We start from the raw sequence: 18,679 nt of genomic DNA on the forward strand, positions 1-18,679 counted from the left end.
CACTACCTCGGCCGCACCGCCGGCACGGGCCGACGGCACCGCCCGGCGAGCAGCCAGGGACGCATCATCGCACCGGTCGGACGGGTGACCGGAAGCACCCATCGGTGTGCCGGCCGACACACCGCGCCAGCACCGGCCCGTGAGGGAGGGGCCGGACGGTCCTCACCGCTCCCCGTCGGCCGCCGCGGTCCCGGTCGCCGGTGCCGCCGGCGACGACGTCGGGCCGGTCACCGGCACGCCCGCCGCGCCGGTCGCCGGGGCCGCACCGGGCGGCAGGGACGGCTGTTCCGGTCGTCCGAGCTGCGGCGCACCGCCCGCGACCACCGCCGGGTCCGACCCCTGGAGGACACCGCGGTGCAGCGCGGCCCGGGCCTCGTCGTCGTCGACCGACAGCGCGGCCTCACGCTCGGCCCGGCGCACCGCGGCGGCCACCTCGTCCGGCGACGTGCCGCCGAACCAGTCCTTGACGTCGTCGTCCATGTCGCCGGGCCGGCTCGCGGCGTGGCCGTCGGTGTCGTCGTCCTTGGCCGGCTCGTACCGGAACACGCCGTCGTCGCCCTTGGTCCCGAGCATCCGCGCGAAGCCCTCGAGCGACTTGTTGAAGTCGGACGGGATGACCCAGACCTTGTTGGCGTCGCCCTGCGCCATCTGCGGCAGGGTCTGCAGGTACTGGTAGGCCAGCAGCTCGGGGGTCGGCTTGCCGGCCTTCACCGCGCCGAACACCTTCTCGATCGCCTTCGCCTGCCCCTGGGCCTGCAGGTACCGGGCGGCCCGCTCGCCCTGGGCGCGCAGGATGCGCGACTGCCGCTCGCCTTCGGCGGCCAGGATGGCTGCCTGCTTGGCGCCCTCGGCGGACAGCACCGCGGCCTGCTTCTGGCCCTCGGCCGTCTTGATCGAGGACTCCCGCTGGCCCTCGGCGTTGAGGATCATGGCGCGCTTGTCGCGGTCCGCGCGCATCTGCTTCTCCATCGCCTCCTGGATGGAGGGCGGCGGGTCGATCGACTTGAGCTCGACCCGCGCGACGCGGATGCCCCACTTGCCGGTGGCCTCGTCGAGCACCCCACGCAACTGCCCGTTGATGGCGTCACGGCTGGTCAGGGTCTGCTCGAGGGTCATCCCGCCGACCACGTTCCGCAGCGTGGTGGTGGTCAGCTGCTCGACGCCGACGATGTAGTTGGCGATCTCGTACACCGCAGCGCGCGGGTCGGTGACCTGGAAGTAGACGACCGTGTCGATGGAGACCGTCAGGTTGTCCTCGGTGATCACCGGCTGCGGCGGGAAGGACACCACCTGCTCCCGCAGGTCGATGCGGGCGCGGATGCGGTCCAGGAACGGCACCAGCCAGACCAGGCCGGCGGCGCTGGTCTTGTGGAAGCGACCGAGGCGTTCGATGACGGCCGCCTGCGCCTGCGGGATCACCTTGACCGATCGCAGGATCATGATCACCACCAGCACGGCGACGACGATCGCGACGATCAGAGCCGGTTCCACCACTGCACCCCCGTTGCCTGGCCGGACTGCCGCACCGGGCGGAGTGCCCGGGACGTGGTCGGGGACGCCGCCCGGGCCGGAGAGCTCCGGCCCGTCATGGTCCCCAGATGACGACCGCGGTGGCGCCGCGCACGTCGACGACGGTCACCGGGGTGCCCGGCGGCAGCGGCCGGTGTCCCTCGACGCCCTGCGCCGACCAGACCTCGCCGCCGATCTTCACCTGCCCCCGGTCCGCGTCCACGGTGGACACGACGGTGGCCTTGGAGCCGATCACCGCGTCGATCCCGGTGCGGATGGCGGCGGTGCCGCGGAAGTGGCGCAGCAGCGCCGGCCGGGCGCCGACGACCAGGGCCGCCGACACCAGCGCGAAAATCAGCAACTGCAACCACAACCAGGGCACGAACACGGCGGCACCGGCGGTCACCAGCGCTCCGCCACCGAGCATGAGCAGCACGAACTCGCCGCCCAGCACCTCGGCGATGGACAGCAGGACCGCCCCGCTGAACCACACCCATGGATCCATCCAGACCATCCTGCCACGGGCCGGTGGACGGTTGCCGGGCGCGAACGGTCCCGCCGGGCACTTGCCGCAAGATCGTGATGAAGGCGTGACAGGCCGGGGCGGAACCGGTCCCCGGACCCCTCCGGCGGCCCTGCGGAGACCGGACGGTGATCATGCGGTGATCACGCGGCGGTCACCCGGTGACGAAGTCGATCAAGGTCTCCATGGCGGTCACCAGCGGCGTGGCCAGGTCGCGGTAGTCGCGGACGGCCCCGTTGACCCGGCCCCACATGGTGCGGGTGTCCGGCATGCCGAGGGCCGCGCAGACACCGGTCTTCCAGTCGGTGCCCCTGGGCACGTCGGGCCACGCCCGGATGCCGACGGCCGCCGGGGTGACGGCCTGCCAGACGTCGACGAACGGGTGCCCGGCGACCAGCAGGTGCTCGCCGCCGAAGCGCGCGGTGACGGCGTCGGCGATCCGGGTCTCCTTGGATCCCGGCACGAGGTGGTCGGCCAGCACGCCGAGCCGCCGGCCGGGTCCGGGAGCGAACCCGGCGACCGCGGCGGCGAGGTTGTCCAGGCCGTCGATCGGCTCGACGACGATGCCCTCGACCCGCAGGTCGTGGCCCCACACCCGCTCCACCAGGGCGGCGTCGTGGACGCCCTCGACCCAGACGCGTGCCGCCCTGGCGGTGCGCGCGCGCAGCCCGGCGACATGCCGCGACCCCGAGGCCGACCGGCGGACGGCGGGAGCCGCGGGGGCCGGCCGCACCAGCGTCACCGGCTCGCCGTCGAGCAGGAACCGCGCCGGCTCGAGCGGGAAGACCCGGCGCCGGCCGGCCCGGTCCTCCAGGGTGACCGCGCTGGACGTGCACACCACCACCAGCCCGCAGAAGCCGGTGGCCGCGTCCTCGACCACGACATCGCCGGTGGCGGGCACCTCCGGCACGGTGCGGCGCCGGCGCGGCGCCGCCAGCACGTCGCGGCCGTACGGATCGGGCAGGGACCGGGAGGGTGGTGGCACGGCCGCCGACCGTAGCCGGGCCGGTGGCCGGAGCCCGGCCGACACCCCGGAGGTCGCGGCGCGCCCGTCCCCGCGGTGCGCGGGCGGCCACGCTCTGCGCCCCGGGGCACCCCAGATATAGCGCTTCCCGGAGTCGGTTCCGGCCACGCTCTGCGCCCCGGGCACCCCGGAGTGCCAGCGGGTGTGCCGCTTCTGGAGTGGACGCCGGCCATGCTCTGCGGCCCGGACACCTCGGAGTGCCAGCGGATGTGCCGCTTCTGGAGTGGGACGCCGGCCACGCTTTGCGGCCCGGACACCTCGGAGCGTTCTGTGGCCCGGACACCCCGGACTGTCAGGGCATGTGCCGCTTCTGGAGTGGGACGCCGGCCACCCTCTGCGGCCCGGACACCTCGGAGTGTTCTGCGGCCCGGACACCCCGGACTGTCAGGGCATGTGCCGCTTCTGGAGTGGGACGCCGGCCACCCTCTGCGGCCCGGACACCTCGGAGTGTCCTGCGGCCCGGACACCCCGGACTGTCAGGGGGTGTGCCGTACGGTGGCGGCCATGTCGCCCGTCCGCTCCGCCACGACGCTCGCCCTGTGGGCGTCCGCGTGGCTGCGCGGCGAGAGCGCGGACGACGTGCTGGCCGCCGTCGACGAGACCGGCCAGCGCGCTGGTGTCCGGGCCGCGTCGGCCGCCGTGGCCGAGGCCACCGGCCTGCCGGGTCCCGGATCGCCGAGCGCCGGGTCGGTCGATCTCCTGCCGCTGCTGGCCCGGGGCGGCCTGCCGGAGCTGCTGCTCCCGCACGCCGGTGACCTGCGCGGCCTGCCGCCGGGCGGCGACGTCACGGTGCCCGCGCTCGACTCCGGGGCCGTGGTCGTCCTCCCGGAGCTCGACCTCGGGCTGGTCCCGGTGGACGGCCAGTGGCGCGCCTACCGGTGTCCTGGCCGCCGGGTGCCCGCCGCGCCGGTCTTCGAGGCGCTGCAGCTCATCGACGAGGCCATCGCCCAGGCCACCCGGGAGCTGGTCACCGCCGACATCGCGCGCGGACCGGAGCAGGTCCGCGAGCAGGTGCGGGACATCATGCTGGCCGAGGCCGTGCACTGCCCGCCGGGTACGCCCGGCCGGGCGTCGGCGTTGCTGGCCAAGGCCATCTCGCTGGAGGCACTGCTGCGGGTGGCGGCCGGCCACCAGACCGCGGCGGTCACCAGCCGGGAGCTGGCCGTGGTCGACGACGCCCTGCGGCCGCTGTCACTCGCCGTGCGGGCGGGGCGCCGGTCCGCCGTCGACCACGCGGTGCAGGCTCTCGCCGGGTCCGCCGCCGGCCGCATCTGCCGCTGACCGACCGGCACCCGGCCGGAGGACCCGATGGGATCCGTACCCGCCCGGGCGCCGGCGCGGGGGCTCAGCCTGCGGCGGCCGCGATCTCGTCGGTGCCGAAGCCCAGGGCGTGGAAGCCGCCGTCGACCATGACCATGGACCCGGTGGTCGCCGGGAACCAGTCCGACAGCAGCGCGCAGGCGGCCTGAGCCACCGGCGTCGGGTCGCTGGTGTCCCAGCCCAGCGGCGCGCGGGACGCCCAGCCGTTCTCCAGGTCGGCGAAGCCCGGGATCGACTTGGCGGCCATGGTCCGGATCGGGCCGGCGCTGACCAGGTTGACCCGGATGCCCCGCGGCCCGAGATCCCGTGCCAGGTAACGGTTCACCGACTCCAGGGCCGCCTTGGCCACGCCCATCCAGTTGTACGCCGGCCAGGCCTGCCGGGCGTCGAAGTCCAGCCCGACGATGGAGCCGCCCCGGTCCATCAACGGCAGCGCCGCCACGGCCAGCGACTTGAGCGAGTAGGCGGACGTGTGCACCGTGGTGGCGACGTCCTCCCACGGTGTGGCCAGGAAGTCGCCGCCGAGCGCGCCGGCCGGGGCGAAGCCGATCGAGTGCAGCACGCCGTGCAGGCTCGGCACGTGCGCCGAGACCCGCTCGGCCAGCGAGTCCAGCTGCGCCCGGTCGGTGACGTCGAGCTCGACCACCGGCGCCGGCTGCGGCAGCCGCTGCGCGATGCGTTCGACCAGGGACAGCCGCCCGTAGCCGGTGAGCACCACGGTGGCGCCGTTCTGCTGGGCGAGCCGGGCGGTGTGGAACGCCATCGACGCCTCGGTGATCACTCCGGTGACCAACAGGTTCTTGCCCTCGAGGATGCCGGTCATGGCGTTCCTTCCTTCGCTGTCCGTGTCCGTGTCCGTCTTGGTGGTCCGTGTCGCTGTCATGGGATGCCGTCGTGCGTCAGCGCCGTCGGGCCGGTGCCGCGACGGGCCGCCGGGCGGGCCGTCCCGCGGGCAGGCGGCAGAGCCGCCGCGCTCGGGTGCCGGTCAGTGGCCCATGCCCAGGCCGCCGTCGACCGGCAGCACCGCGCCGGTGACGTACCCGGCCTCGTCGGACGCCAGGAAGGCGACGGCCGCGGCCACCTCCGCCGGGTCGGCGTACCGGCGGGCCGGCACCTGGGCCAGGATCTCGGCGCGCCGGGCCTCCGGCAGCCCGCGGGTCATGTCGGTGTCCACGAATCCTGGCGCCACCACGTTGGCGGTGATGTTGCGGCTGCCCAGTTCCCGGGCCACCGAGCGGGCGAACCCGACCAGGCCGGCCTTGGACGCCGCGTAGTTGGCCTGCCCGGCGCCACCGGAGAGCCCGACGACGGACGAGACGAAGACCATCCGACCCCAGCGGCGGCGGAGCATGCCGGACGCGGCACGCTTGGCGACCCGGTAGGCGCCGGTCAGGTTGGCGTCCAGGACCCGTTCGAACGTGTCCTCGGACATCCGCAGCAGCAGGGTGTCGTCGGTGATGCCTGCGTTGGACACCAAGACCTCGACCGGCCCGAGCCGCGACTCCACCTCGGTGAACGCGGTGTCGACGGAGCCGGCGTCGGTGACGTCGCACCGGACACCGACCAGCCCGTCCGGCGCCTCCCCCGACCGGTGCGTCACCGCGACCCGATGCCCGCCGGCGGCCAGCCGCCGGGCGATGGCCAGGCCGATGCCCCGGTTGCCGCCGGTCACCAGGACGGTCCGGGCGGTGCGCTCGGCGCCGCCGCCGGGGACCTGAGCATCGGGCGCGGCTGTCACGCGGGGCACCTCCGGGTCCAGGCAGCCGCCCGGGCCGGGCGCTGCGTCCGGTCGGTGTCCCTCCCGGTCCCGACCGCGACCGACCCTATCGGTCAGGGGATGCGCCCGCCGACGGCCAGGGCCCCGGCCGCGCCGAGCAGGACGGCGAGCGTGCCGGCGATCACCCAGGGCCGGGACACGTCCTGCTGCTTGGTCTCGTAGCCGATCTGCTCCCCCAGCTGGGAGTAGACCGACTTGAGCTCCTCGGCCGAGGCCGCGGTGTGGAAGTCGCCGCCGGAGACGCTGGCGATCAGCTTCATGGCGGAGGTGTCCAGCGGGACCGGGATCACCGAGCCGTCGGTCTCGATGGTCCCGTGGTCGGTGCCGAAGGCGATCATCGAGATGGGGATCCTGGCCGCCGCGGCCTGCTGGGCGGCCTCCTGCTCGGTGCGACCGACCGTCCGCTTGCCGTCGGTCATCATCACGATCCGCGCCGGCGGCGGGGTGGCGGACCCGTCCGAGGTGGCGACGGTCTTGGAGAACAGGTCGATGGTCTGCAGGCAGGAGATGACGGCCTCGCCGGTGGCCGTCCGCTCGTCCAGCTTGAGCGCCTGGATCGCGGACACCACCGGGGCGCGGTCGGTGGTGGGTGGCACCAGCACGGTCGCGATGCCGGCGAAGGACACCAGGCCCAGGTTGATGCCGGGCGTGAGCTCGCGGACGAACTGGCTGGCCGCCTCTTTGGCGGCGTCGAGCCGGTTCGGGGCGACGTCGGTGGCCTCCATGGACAGCGAGACGTCGATGGCGAGCATGACCGTGGCGCGGTTGCGGGGCACCTTGGCGTCGGCCGTCGGCCCGGCCAGTGCCACCGTGAGCAGCACCAACCCGACCAGCAGCACGGCGGTGGGCACGTGCCGGAGAGGGCCGGGGCGCCGCGGCGCCACCGTCTCGAGCAGCTCGAGGTTGGCGAAGCGCAGCGTGTGCCGGCGGGTGCGCACCTGCGCCAGAACGTATCCGGCGACCAGACCCAGCACGCCGAGACCGACCGCGAACCACGCGGGGTGGGCGAAGGTCACCGGGCGACCCCCGGCGTGACGGCCGGCCGGGAGCCCGCGCCCGGGCCGCCGGCGCCCACCCCTGGCGAGCCGGCGCCGGTACCCCCGCCGCCGGACCAGCCGCGCTTGCGGCCGAGCACGAACCGCAGCACGTCGGCGATCCAGTCCCGGTCGGTGCGCAGCGTCAGCTGCGCGGCACCCGAGCGGCGCAGCGCCCGCGCGACCAGCTCACGGTGCTCGGCCGCCTTCGCGGCGAATGCACGGCGCAGGGCCGGCGTGGTGGCCACCTCCCTGGTGCGGCCGGTCTCCGGATCCACCAGGGTGGCCAGGCCGACGGCGGGCAGCTCGAGGTCCCGCGGGTCGAGCACCTCCACGGCCAGCAGGTCGTGCCGGGCGCCGACGCCGCGCAGCGCCCGCTCCCACGCCGGCACGCCGGTGTCCGGCGGGATGTCCCCGAGGAAGTCGGAGACGACGACGGCCAGGCCGCGGCGCCGCGGCGGCCGGCGGAGCTGCTCGATCGCCCCCGCGAGGTCGCCCCGCTGCCCGGCCGGCGCCCGCGGCGTGGTCGCCAGCGCGCGCAGCAGGTGCTGCAGGTGGGCCTGCCCGCCCCGCGCCGGGTAGCGCACCGGCTCCGGCCCGGACGCCACCACGGCACCGAGCCGGTTGCCGCCGCCCCGGGTCAGGTGGCCGACGGCGGCCGTCGCGGCGACCACCAGGTCCCGCTTCTCGCAGCCGGTGGTGCCGAAGTCCAGCGACGCCGACAGGTCGGCCACCACCCAGGTCTCCAGCTCGCGGTCGGCGACCGTCTGCCGGATGTGCGCCTCGGTGGTGCGGGCGGTGACCGACCAGTCCATGCGGCGGACGTCGTCACCGGGGTGGTACGGCCGGGCGTCGCCCGGCTCCGTGCCGGGGCCTGGCACCAGGCCGAGGTGGTTGCCCTGCAGCAGCCCGTCGAGCCGCCTGCGGACGGACAGCTCGAGCGTGGTCAGTGCGGCGTCGAGCCGGGCCGGGTCGGCGGTGCTCGGCGGCAGCGCCGGCACCGGACCGGCGGCGCCGGACAGGCCGGCGGCGTCCAACCGGTCCGCCCGCCGGCCGCCCCGGCGCAGCGGCATCAGGCCGCGCCGTGCGTGTACGGGCTGACCTGTGGCAGCGGCACGGCCCGCAGCAGCGCGGTGAGGATGGTGTCGACCGGCACGCCGTCGGCGAGCGCGTCGTAGGACAGCACCAGCCGGTGGCGCAGCACGTCCGGGGCGACGTCGACGACGTCCTGCGGGACGACGAAGTCCCGGCCGCGAACCAGCGCCAGCGCCCGGGCCGCGGCGATGATCCCGAGCGTGGCCCGCGGGGACGCGCCGTACGACAGCCAGGACGCCACCTCCGCCAGGCCGTGCTCGCGCGGGGTCCGCGAGGCGTACACCAGCCGGACCACGTAGTCGACGAGTGCGTGGTGCACGAACACCGTGGACGCCACCTGCTGCAGGCGGCGCAGCTCGGCGATCTCGAGCGCCTGCTGGGCCACCGGTGGCGTCACACCCATCCGGTAGACGATCTCCCGTTCCTCCTCCGGCTCGGGATAACCGACCAGGAGCTTGAACAGGAAGCGGTCCCGCTGCGCCTCGGGCAGCGGGTACACGCCCTCGTTCTCGATCGGGTTCTGCGTGGCGAGCACCAGGAACGGGTCGGGCATCGGGAAGGTCCGGCCGCCGATCGAGACGTGCCTCTCCGCCATGACCTCGAGGAGCGCCGACTGCACCTTCGCCGGCGCGCGGTTGATCTCGTCGGTGAGCACGAAGTTGGCCACCACCGGCCCGAGCTCGGTCTCGAACTCCTCGCGGCCGGCCCGGTAGATGCGGGTGCCCAGCAGGTCGGCGGGGACCAGGTCGGGGGTGAACTGGATGCGCGAGAACGTCCCGCCGACGACCCGGGCGAACGTCTCGACGGCCAGCGTCTTGGCGACGCCCGGAACACCCTCGATCAACAGGTGTCCCCGGGCGAGCAGCCCGACGAGCATCCGCTCCACCAGCCGGTCCTGGCCGACGATCACCCGCTTGACCTCGAACACCGTCCGCTCGAGCAGCGCGGCGTCGTGGCCCGGACCCGGCCGGACCGCACCGGGCGGCGGCCCGCCCACCTGCTGCCTTCCGGGCTGCGGGGGGCCCTGCGTCGTCTCGGCCGTCACCGGTTCTCCCTTCACCTGCCCCGGGGCGTCGTCATCCCATCATGGACCGGCGCCGAGCGGGCCCGGCCCGGCTCCGTCCCCCGCCGCATCCGTCCCGCTCCGGTCGGCGGTCCCGGCGCCCGCGGCTCCCGGCGTGCTGTCGGCAGCGGGCCGCCGCCACCGCTCGAGGTCGTCCGGCGTGTCGATGTCGGCCACGGCGCCGGCCGGGACAGGGACGTCGACGGCCGGCAGGCCGGCCAGCAGCTCCCGGACGGACCGCCCGGTCCAGTCCACCCGCCGGCCGACGGCTGCCGCGAGGTCACCTGCCCGCCACACCGACAGCAGCTGCTGCCCCCGACCGTCGGGACCGGCGGCCCGGGCGCCGGCCGCCGCCGGTGCGGCCGACCGCAGCGCGGCGACGAGGGCTGCGACGACGCCCGCGGAGACCCCGGGTTGGTCGGCGGCCAGCACCGCCACGACCGCCTCCGGCCCCGGCGCCAGCGCGCGGACACCCGCGGCGATCCCGGCGGCCGGTCCTCCCCCGGGCGGCTGCTCGCGCACGGACCGGACGCCCGGGGCCAGGCCGGCCCGCTCCGGGCCGACCACGACCACCCGCGCCCCGGCCACCGCGGCCAGCGCGACGTCGAGCAGGCTCCGGTCGGCGTGGCGCAGGGCGGGCTTGTCGACGCCGCCCAAGCGCCGCCCCGCGCCGCCGGCGAGCACCACGGCCGCGTCCGGGCGCTGCTGCCCGGCCGGCGCACGGGCCGCCTGCGGTGCCGGGAGCGCCGTCCCCGGCACGGGCTGCGGCCGCCCCGGCGCCGGTACCGGCCGCTTCCCCGGCGCCGGTACCGGCCGCTCCCGCGGCGACACAGCGCGCCGGCTCAGGTGCCGGGCCGGGTGGCCCCGATGAACCCGTTGCCGAACTCCGCCGAGGTCACGTGCACGTACGCGCCCGAGTACGGCGCCTCGACCATCTGGCCGTTGCCCATGTACATCGTCACGTGATGGATCGTGCTCGGGTCGGAGGTGTCGTTGGCGTAGAAGAGGAGGTCGCCGGGCATCAGGTCGTCGATCGAGACGTGCTGGCCGAGCGTGTACTGGTACACCGAGTAGCTCGGGATCGAGACGCCGGCCTGCGCCCAGCCGTACGCCGTCAGCCCCGAGCAGTCGAAGCCCACGATGTTGCAGTCGTTCTCGGCCCCGTTCGGTCCGCAGATGCCCGTCGTCGGACCGCTGGAGTTGCCGCCGCCCCACGAGTACGGCGTCCCCACCCAGCGGACGGCGGCGGCGACCGCCTGCTGTCCCTTGCTCGCGCTCCAGGCACCCGGAGTGCTGGACCCCGCGTCGTCCCGGGGGGCGGCGACCCCGGCGTCGACGACGGCCGGCGCCGGACCGGAGCCCGATCCGGAGCCCGTGTCGGCGGCGAGCGTCTCGCACGCCACGCCGTTGCCGTTGCTGTCCAGCCCGCTGCGGTAACCGGGGTCGCCCTTGTGGATCGGCAGGCTCGCGCCGGACAGCTCGGCATCGGCGCAGCTGCTGTAGTAGACCGACGGCGCCCCGCCGGTGCCGGCGCTGCCGCCGTTCTGCGCGGCGGAGTCGCCGAGCACCTCGCAGGCCACGCCGTTGCCGTTGCGGTCGAGCGCGGCCCGGTATCCCGGCTGACCCTTGAGCAGCGGAGCCTTGTGCGCCGCTTCCACCGCCGAGCAATCGGCGTAGGACACCGAGCGGTCGGCCGCGTTCCTGGCGGCCTGCTGTGCGGCCAGCCGCTCCTGTGCCTTGCGCGCCGCGTCGAGCTGCGCAGCCTTGGCGGACGCCGCCTTCTCGGCGGCGGCCTTGGCGGCCTGGCTCCGCGCGAGGGCAGCCCGGTCGGCCGCGGCCTTGGTCGCAGCGGCGCGCTCGGCGGCGGCACGCTCGGCCGCTGCCTGCTGCGCAGCGACCCGGTCGGCCGCCGCCTTCGCCGCGGCCGCGCGCTGCGCGGCCGCCTTCGCCGCCGCGGTGCGCTGGGCCGCCGCCTTCGCCGCGGCCTCCTGCTGAGCCTTGGCCTTGGCCGCCGCCGCGCGCTCGGCGGCCAGCGCCGCAGCCTGCGCCCGCTCCGCGGCTGCCTGTTGCGCGGCGACCCGAGCGGCTTCCGCCCGTTCCGCCGCGGCCTTGGCCGCCGCCGCGGCCGCCGCCTCGCGCGCCCGCTGCTCGGCCTCGCGCCGCAGCCGCTCCTCCTCGGCCTTCTTTTCAGCCAGCCAGGTCTCGTACTGCTCGCGCTGGCTCTTCAGGCCGGCGACCCGGCTCAACGCGACCCCGTACGCGGTCTGCTGCTCGTCCAGCTGCGCCTGCAACGCACGCAATTGCGTCTGCCCCTGCGAGAAGGCGGTCTGGGCGTCGCGCTGCGCGGCCTCGGCGGTCGCGGCCGCGATCTCGGCCCGCTGCTGCGCCGCCTGCGCCTGGTCCTGCGCGAGTCGGGCATCGGAGTCCAGGTTCGCCTTCGCGTTCCGGCTGGTCTGCAACTGCTGCAGCACCGCGACCTGGTCCGCGGAGACCTGACGGAGCAACTGCTCACGGTCCAGCAGATCGGTGGCGTTGCCGCTGTCCAGCAGAGCGGTCACCGAGCCGAGCACGGACCCCTGCCGCAGCGAGGCCGCGGCGAACTCGGCGGCGCGCTGCTCGGCGGCGCCGACCGCACCACCGGCCGCCTGGGCGGCCGACGCGGCGCCGGCAGCCTCGGAGCGTGCGGTCCGGGCGTCCTGCTGCGCCAGCTGGACGTCGATGACCGCCTTCTTGACCAGCTCGCCCTTGAGCTCCATGTCGTCGCGCAGCCGGTCGATCTGTCCCTGGGTGCGGCTCACCTGCCCGGCCAGTACACCCACCTGGGCAGCGGCCGACGACGCCGCGTCCTGGGACTCCTGGATCTCCTGGTCGGACGGATTCGGCGGGGGCGGCGGGACGGCGGTCGCCGTGGTCAGGGTGCCGAGCAGCAGGGCGAGCGCCAGGGCGGACACGGTGGCGGACCGCAGGACGGCGGCGGGCGTCGGGGCGCAGGACCGCCGGCGGCGGGTCCGCGCGGCCGGGGCCGGACGTAGACCAGAGGACACGGGACGCTCCCTCTCCGTGGCGACCACGGGCGAACACTGTCGAACTGCTCGATCGGACGAAGCAGACGCATCTGTGTTGTCAATGCGACACGCCAGTAGCACTGTGCCACTTCGGTCCCAATCACCGCTAGTGCCACCTCAACCTCACCTTTACCAAAACGGACATTAGTAGCCCTATGGTCCGGTTGAATCTTCAGTTGAGCTTGAGGCATGTCCCCTTGTGTCCGCTTTCTCCGCCGCCTTTGCCACGGTGCGCGACGCAGCATGGACACTCGGTCGACGTGCCCGTCCCCTTCCGGGGTACGGACGTCGCCGACCTGTGCATCGGCCCGCCTGCTGTCGGACCCTTCCTGGACACTGGTCCGGTGATCGACCACCGCCCGGGGACCGCCGACGTCCGGGTCACCGGCGCCGTCGCCCTCGTCCTGGGCATGGCACTGGTCGTCGTCGCCTCCTTCCTGCCCTGGGCCGTGTCGGGCGCCGTCGCTCGGAACAGCTACGAGGTCGGCGGCCTGGCCGGGCGGCTGGGGTTGGGCGGCGCCGGGGCGGCACGGACGGTCCTCGAGGTCTGGCCCTTCCTCGGGCCGGCCTGCGTCCTACCCGTGCTCCTGGTGGCGCTCGGCCGATGGGGCACCGCCGCCGCCGTGGCAGCGGTCCTGGGAGTGGCGACCGCGGCGCTGGCCGCGACGACGCTGGTCGTCCTCGGCGGCCGGCAGGTGGTCGGTGTGCGTCTCGACCCGACCGGTCCCGCGGTGCTGCTCGTCGGCGCAGTGCTCGCGGTCGCAGGAGCGGCGCTGGTCGCACTCCTGCGCCCCCACCGGCCGGCGATTGGTGGGAACCGAACGCGCCCGCTGTTCGTCGCACCCGCACCGGACGACTCGGGCGTGCCGTCCGCAGTCCCGACACAGAGAGGTACCCCTCACCGATGAGCGAGCCCCAGGGCCCCGGCGGCGGCTGGCAGCCGCCGCAGGCACCGAACTCCCCGCAGTGGCAGGCTGCCCACCCGCACGGCCAGGCGCCCGCCGGTGGCGGACCCGCCCCGTGGCAGGCGCCGGGTCAGGACCCGGGCCGGCAGCCCGGCCCGTACGCAGACCCGTACGCGGACCCGTACGCGTCGCACGCCGCTCCGCGGGACTACGGCCAGCAGGGTTACGGCCAGCAGGGTTACGGCCAGCAGGGTTACGGCCAGCAGGGCTACGGCCAGCAGGGCTACGGCCAGCAGGGCTTCCCGGGACAGTCCCCGCAGGGTGAGCCCTCGGGATCCGGGCGCCGGCGGACCGCGCTGATGGTCGGCGTGGCGGCGGTCGTCGTCGCGCTGCTGGCCGCGACCGGCATCTACTTCTTCGCCATCCGCGACACCGACAAGGCGGCCGGCGGCGGCGCCGATCCGCAGGCCGCTGTGAACAACCTGCTGACCTCGCTGACCCAGAAGGACCCGATGGGGGTCGCCGACCAGCTGGACCCGACCGAGGCCCGGTTGTTCGCCGACCTCGACGGCGACGTGCTGGGGCAGCTCAAGCGGCTCGGCGTGGTCACCGCGGACGCCGGTGCCGGCAACGCGACCGGTACCACGGTGTCGGTGTCGGGTCTGACCTACGACCCGTCCGAGAAGGTCAACGACCATGTCACGGTGGTGAAGCTGACCGGCGGCACCGTGACCGTGACCAGCGACCCGGCCAAGCTGCCGTTGACCGACAAGATCAAATCCGCACTCGGCGACAAGCTCGCCCAGGTGACGCCCAGGAGTCGGACCTACGACATCGCCGAGCAGGTCCGCAAGCAGGGCCACCCCGTCCGCGTCGCCACGGTGCTGCGGAACGGCACGTGGTACCCGAGCCTGTTCTACACGGCGGCCGACTACTGGGCGCAGGATGCCGGTGTCGGCAACCCGACGGCGGCCGACGCCATCCCGGCCACCGGAGCCGCCTCACCGGAGGCCACCATGGACGCTCTGCTGGCGTCTGCCGGTGCCGGCGACCTGACGAAGGCCATCGCCCTGCTGCCCCCCGACGAGATGGGCGCCCTGCACGACTACGGCCAGCTGATCCTGCGTGCGGCCAAGTACAAGGGCCCGAAGGCCACCGGTCTCGAGTTCTCCGACGCCCGGTGGACCGTCACGGACGTCACCGGCGGCAAGAAGGTCTCGCTGGGATCGCTGACCGTCACCATGAAGGGCAAGCGGGTCGTACTGACCCGTGACGCCGCCTCCGGTTCCCTGACGGTCACCGCCGACGGCGAGAAGCCGGTCACGGTCACCGAAGCCACGGTCGATCAGCTGGTCGGACAGCTGGGTCGCGGGAAGCTGGACCCGCAGGCGGTGGCGATCGCCAAGCGCGAGTTCCGCCAGGTGCTCGGACTGGGCGTGGTGATGACCCAGAGCGGCGGGCAGTGGTACGCCAGCCCGCTGCGGTCGTACTCCGACCTGTTCGTGTCGCTGCTCAAGGGCCTCGAGCCCGGCGACATCGACTACTTCCTGTCGATGGTCAAGTAGCCCGCACCCGCCGCCGGAGCCAGGCGGCGGGTGCCCGCGACCTCGCACGGTCCCGGATCCGCACCTGCGGGTCCGGGGCCGTGCGCGTCCGGGTGCGCGCCGGGTGCGCGTCGGGGCCCACCTCGGTCCGACCCCCGTGTTGCCGGTCAAACAGGACGCGCGTACTGTTTTGCTCGACGCGGCCGTCGGAGCCCTCAGGAACCGGCGCCGCAGGCGGTCGCTGCGCCGACGCACCGGCCGATACGCCCTGTCGCGCAAGGAGAGTCCCGTGCCCGCAGCCAGCCTCAACAGCTTCCAGGCCCAGCAGACCCTGACCGTGGGGACCGGTGACGCGGCCCGCGACTACGAGATCTACTCGATCAAGGACGTTCCCGGGCTGGAAGCCGCCGCGCGGCTGCCGTACTCGCTGAAGGTGCTGCTGGAGAACCTCTTGCGCACCGAGGACGGCGCCAACATCACCCGCGACCACATCCTGGCGCTGGCCAACTGGAACCCGGACGCCGAGCCGGACACCGAGATCCAGTTCACGCCGGCGCGGGTGATCATGCAGGACTTCACCGGCGTCCCGTGCGTCGTCGACCTGGCGACCATGCGCGAGGCCATGGCCGAGCTGGGCGGCGACCCGGACCGGATCAACCCCCTGGCACCTGCCGAGATGGTCATCGACCACTCGGTCATCGCCGACGTCTTCGGCCGGGCCGACGCGTTCGAGCGCAACGTCGAGCTGGAGTACGAGCGCAACCGCGAGCGCTACCAGTTTCTGCGCTGGGGCCAGACGGCGTTCGACGAGTTCAAGGTCGTGCCGCCCGGGACGGGCATCGTCCACCAGGTCAACATCGAGCACCTGGCCCGTGTCGTCATGGCCCGCGGCGGCCTGGCCTACCCGGATTCCTGCGTCGGCACCGACTCGCACACCACCATGGTCAACGGCATCGGCGTGCTCGGCTGGGGCGTCGGCGGCATCGAGGCCGAGGCGGCCATGCTGGGCCAGCCGGTGTCGATGCTCATCCCGCGGGTGGTCGGGTTCAAGCTGACCGGCGAGATCCCTGCCGGCACCACCGCCACCGACGTGGTGCTGACCATCACCGAGATGCTCCGCAAGCACGGCGTGGTGGGCAAGTTCGTCGAGTTCTACGGCGAGGGCGTCGGCGCGGTCCCGCTGGCCAACCGCGCCACCATCGGCAACATGAGCCCGGAGTTCGGGTCGACCGCCGCCATCTTCCCGATCGACCAGGAGACCGTGGACTACCTGCGGCTCACCGGCCGCCCGGCCGAGCAGGTCGACCTGGTGGAGAGCTACGCCAGGACCCAGGGTCTGTGGCACGACGCCGCCCACGAGCCGGCCTACTCCGAGTACCTCGAGCTGGACCTGTCGACGGTGGTGCCGTCCATCGCGGGCCCCAAGCGCCCGCAGGACCGCATCGAGGTGGCGGTGGCCAAGCAGGCCTTCCGCACGGCCGTCCAGGACTACGTCGTGGCCAAGGCCCCGGCGCCCGAGACCCGGATCGACGAGTCCGTCGAGGAGACCTTCCCGGCCAGCGACCCGGCGTCGTTCACGCCGGGTGCGGCGGCCCGCCAGCACGACGAGGAGTCGGTGCCGCAGCCGGTGACCGCGGCCCACTCCGCGGCGGACGGTTCCACCGGCCGGCCCAGCGACCCGGTCACCGTGGTCTCCCCCGACCGCGGGACGTTCGACCTCGACCACGGCGCCGTCGTCATCGCCGCCATCACGTCCTGCACCAACACGTCGAACCCGTCGGTGATGCTCGGCGCGGCGCTGCTCGCCCGCAAGGCCGTGGAGAAGGGCCTGACCGTCAAGCCGTGGGTCAAGACCACGATGGCGCCCGGGTCGCAGGTGGTCACGGACTACTACGAGAAGGCCGGACTCTGGCCGTACCTGGAGAAGCTCGGGTACCACCTGGTCGGCTACGGCTGCACCACCTGCATCGGCAACTCGGGCCCGCTGCCCGACGAGATCTCGGCGGCGGTCAACGAACGCGACCTGGCCGTGGTGTCGGTGCTGTCCGGCAACCGGAACTTCGAGGGCCGGATCAACCCGGACGTCAAGATGAACTACCTGGCGTCACCGCCGCTGGTGATCGCCTACGCGCTGGCCGGCACCATGGACTTCGACTTCGCGACGCAGCCGCTGGGCACCACCGAGTCCGGGGAGCCGGTCTTCCTCACCGACATCTGGCCGTCCCCGATCGAGATCGAGCAGACCATCGCGGCGGCCATCAACGAGGAGATGTTCACCAAGGACTACGCCGACGTCTTCGACGGCGGCGAGCGGTGGAAGTCGCTGCCCACGCCGGAGGGCGCGACGTTCAACTGGGACCCGGAGTCCACGTACGTCCGCAAGCCCCCGTACTTCGCGGACATGCCGGCCACCCCCGCGCCGGTCACCGACATCGCGGGCGCCCGGGTGCTGGCGCTGCTCGGCGACAGCGTGACCACGGATCACATCTCCCCCGCGGGGTCGATCAAGGCCGACACCCCGGCCGGCCGCTACCTGACCGAGCACGGCATCGCCCGCAAGGACTTCAACTCCTACGGCTCCCGCCGCGGGAACCACGAGGTGATGATCCGCGGCACGTTCGCCAACATCCGGCTGCGGAACCGGCTGCTCGACGCCGTCGTCGAGGGCGGCGTGCAGGGCGGGTACACCCGGGACTTCACTGTCGACGGCGGCCCGCAGGCGTTCATCTACGACGCGGCGCAGCACTACGCGGAGGCCGGCGTCCCGCTGGTGGTGCTGGGCGGCAAGGAGTACGGCTCCGGTTCGTCGCGGGACTGGGCCGCCAAGGGCACCGCGCTGCTCGGGGTCCGGGCGGTCATCGCGGAGTCCTTCGAGCGCATCCACCGCTCCAACCTCATCGGCATGGGCGTCATCCCGCTGCAGTTCCCGGAGGGGCAGACGGCGGCGTCCCTGCGTCTGGACGGCACGGAGACCTTCGCCATCAGCGGCATCACCGACCTGAACGAGGGCCGCACGCCGCGCACCGTGCACGTCGCCGCGACGCGCGGCGACGGCAGCGCCGTCGAGTTCGACGCCGTGGTCCGCATCGACACGCCCGGTGAGGCGGACTACTACCGGCACGGCGGGATCATGCAGTACGTGCTGCGGAGCCTGCTCCGCGCGTCCTGACGGGCCGTCGGTGCCCTGACCGATGCCCCGCGTCAGCCCGGACCACCTGCTGGCCCGCCGCCAGCAGATCCTCGCCGGAGCCCGTGCCGCGTTCGCGCGGCACGGGTTCGAGGGCGCGACCGTGCGCGTGCTGGAGGAACAGACCGGCCTGTCGCGCGGCGCGATCTTCCACCACTTCGCCGACAAGGACGCGCTCTTCCTTGCGCTCGCCGCTCAGGATGCCGCCGCGATGGCGCGCACCGTGGAGCGGGACGGCCTGGTCACCGTCATGCGCGAGATGATCGCGTCCCCGGATCCCGGCTGGCTGGGCACCCAGCTCGAGGTGGCGCGCCGGTCGCGCACCGACCCGGTGTTCCGGGACGCCCTGGCCGCCGGCTCCGCGCAGGTCCGGCAGGCGACCCGGGACCGGCTGCACCGGCAGCGCGCCGCCGGGGTGCTGCGGGACGACGTCGATGTCGAGGTGCTGGCCTCCTACCTGGAGCTGATCCTCGAGGGCGTCGTGGCGCACCTGGCCCAGGGTCGGTCCTCGGACGCCCTGGCGCCGGTGCTCGACGTCGTGGAGACCTCGGTCCGGCGGTCACAGGTCGAGGTCGCCCGCTGAGCTCGTCCGCACTCGTCGGGGTACCACTTTCCGTGATCTGACGTACCCTC

The 18,679-nt window shown here is 74.2% G+C and carries 15 protein-coding genes; 5 read left to right on the forward strand and 10 right to left on the reverse strand.

Features of this window, described 5'->3' with window-relative positions:
- Positions 1–162 precede the first annotated feature (162 nt).
- From IEY37_RS05850 to IEY37_RS05860, 3 genes are all read right to left on the reverse strand, one after another.
- Positions 163–1,491: an SPFH domain-containing protein gene (locus IEY37_RS05850; RefSeq protein ID WP_229673960.1), complete on the reverse strand. Its 1,329-nt coding sequence runs from the start codon at positions 1,489–1,491 to the stop codon at positions 163–165.
- 94 nt (positions 1,492–1,585) lie between these two features.
- On the reverse strand, positions 1,586–2,014 hold the full coding sequence (locus IEY37_RS05855; RefSeq protein WP_188940557.1) for an NfeD family protein: 429 nt from the start codon (positions 2,012–2,014) through the stop codon (positions 1,586–1,588).
- A 172-nt stretch (positions 2,015–2,186) separates the two neighbouring features.
- Positions 2,187–3,017, reverse strand: coding sequence for a DUF3097 family protein (locus tag IEY37_RS05860; RefSeq protein ID WP_229673962.1), 831 nt, complete (start codon positions 3,015–3,017; stop codon positions 2,187–2,189).
- A gap of 543 nt (positions 3,018–3,560) precedes the next feature.
- On the opposite strand from IEY37_RS05860, the gene IEY37_RS05865 reads away from it, so the two are divergent.
- Positions 3,561–4,337 carry an Rv1486c family protein gene (locus IEY37_RS05865; protein WP_188940558.1) on the forward strand — a complete coding sequence of 259 codons (777 nt, stop codon included), beginning with the start codon at positions 3,561–3,563 and terminating at the stop codon, positions 4,335–4,337.
- Positions 4,338–4,401: 64 nt separating this feature from the next.
- Here IEY37_RS05865 and fabI read toward each other — a convergent pair whose 3' ends face one another.
- From fabI to IEY37_RS05900, 7 genes are all read right to left on the reverse strand, one after another.
- Entirely contained in the window at positions 4,402–5,199 is a 798-nt protein-coding gene (gene fabI / locus IEY37_RS05870; RefSeq protein ID WP_188940853.1) for an enoyl-ACP reductase FabI, read from the reverse strand.
- A gap of 162 nt (positions 5,200–5,361) precedes the next feature.
- A complete protein-coding gene (gene fabG / locus IEY37_RS05875) occupies positions 5,362–6,114 on the reverse strand; it encodes a beta-ketoacyl-ACP reductase (protein WP_188940559.1) in 753 nt (250 codons plus the stop codon).
- Between the two features lie 92 nt (positions 6,115–6,206).
- Positions 6,207–7,169: a VWA domain-containing protein gene (locus IEY37_RS05880; RefSeq protein WP_188940560.1), complete on the reverse strand. Its 963-nt coding sequence runs from the start codon at positions 7,167–7,169 to the stop codon at positions 6,207–6,209.
- The gene (locus IEY37_RS05885; protein WP_188940561.1) at positions 7,166–8,260 is read right to left on the reverse strand and encodes a DUF58 domain-containing protein; all 1,095 of its coding nucleotides are present in this window, start codon (positions 8,258–8,260) and stop codon (positions 7,166–7,168) included. The genes IEY37_RS05880 and IEY37_RS05885 overlap by 4 nt, the downstream gene beginning before the upstream one ends.
- On the reverse strand, positions 8,260–9,279 hold the full coding sequence (locus IEY37_RS05890) for an AAA family ATPase (RefSeq protein ID WP_373298267.1): 1,020 nt from the start codon (positions 9,277–9,279) through the stop codon (positions 8,260–8,262). The genes IEY37_RS05885 and IEY37_RS05890 overlap by 1 nt, the downstream gene beginning before the upstream one ends.
- A gap of 87 nt (positions 9,280–9,366) precedes the next feature.
- A complete protein-coding gene (locus IEY37_RS05895) occupies positions 9,367–10,032 on the reverse strand; it encodes an NTP transferase domain-containing protein (RefSeq protein WP_229673968.1) in 666 nt (221 codons plus the stop codon).
- A gap of 155 nt (positions 10,033–10,187) precedes the next feature.
- A complete protein-coding gene (locus IEY37_RS05900; protein ID WP_188940564.1) occupies positions 10,188–12,389 on the reverse strand; it encodes an excalibur calcium-binding domain-containing protein in 2,202 nt (733 codons plus the stop codon).
- A 365-nt stretch (positions 12,390–12,754) separates the two neighbouring features.
- Between IEY37_RS05900 and IEY37_RS05905 the strand changes: the two genes are divergently transcribed.
- From IEY37_RS05905 to IEY37_RS05920, 4 genes are all read left to right on the forward strand, one after another.
- Entirely contained in the window at positions 12,755–13,318 is a 564-nt protein-coding gene (locus IEY37_RS05905) for a hypothetical protein (protein WP_188940565.1), read from the forward strand.
- Positions 13,315–14,880, forward strand: coding sequence for a hypothetical protein (locus IEY37_RS05910; RefSeq protein WP_188940566.1), 1,566 nt, complete (start codon positions 13,315–13,317; stop codon positions 14,878–14,880). Before IEY37_RS05905 ends, IEY37_RS05910 begins: the two co-directional genes overlap by 4 nt.
- A gap of 268 nt (positions 14,881–15,148) precedes the next feature.
- Positions 15,149–18,028, forward strand: a complete 2,880-nt coding sequence (locus IEY37_RS05915) for an aconitate hydratase (RefSeq protein ID WP_188940567.1) — start codon at positions 15,149–15,151, stop codon at positions 18,026–18,028.
- A 22-nt stretch (positions 18,029–18,050) separates the two neighbouring features.
- Positions 18,051–18,629: a TetR/AcrR family transcriptional regulator gene (locus IEY37_RS05920; protein ID WP_188940568.1), complete on the forward strand. Its 579-nt coding sequence runs from the start codon at positions 18,051–18,053 to the stop codon at positions 18,627–18,629.
- The last annotated feature ends 50 nt before the right edge of the window (positions 18,630–18,679 follow it).

This window comes from Nakamurella endophytica (assembly GCF_014646215.1).
Classification (GTDB): Bacteria; Actinomycetota; Actinomycetes; order Mycobacteriales; family Nakamurellaceae; genus Nakamurella; species Nakamurella endophytica.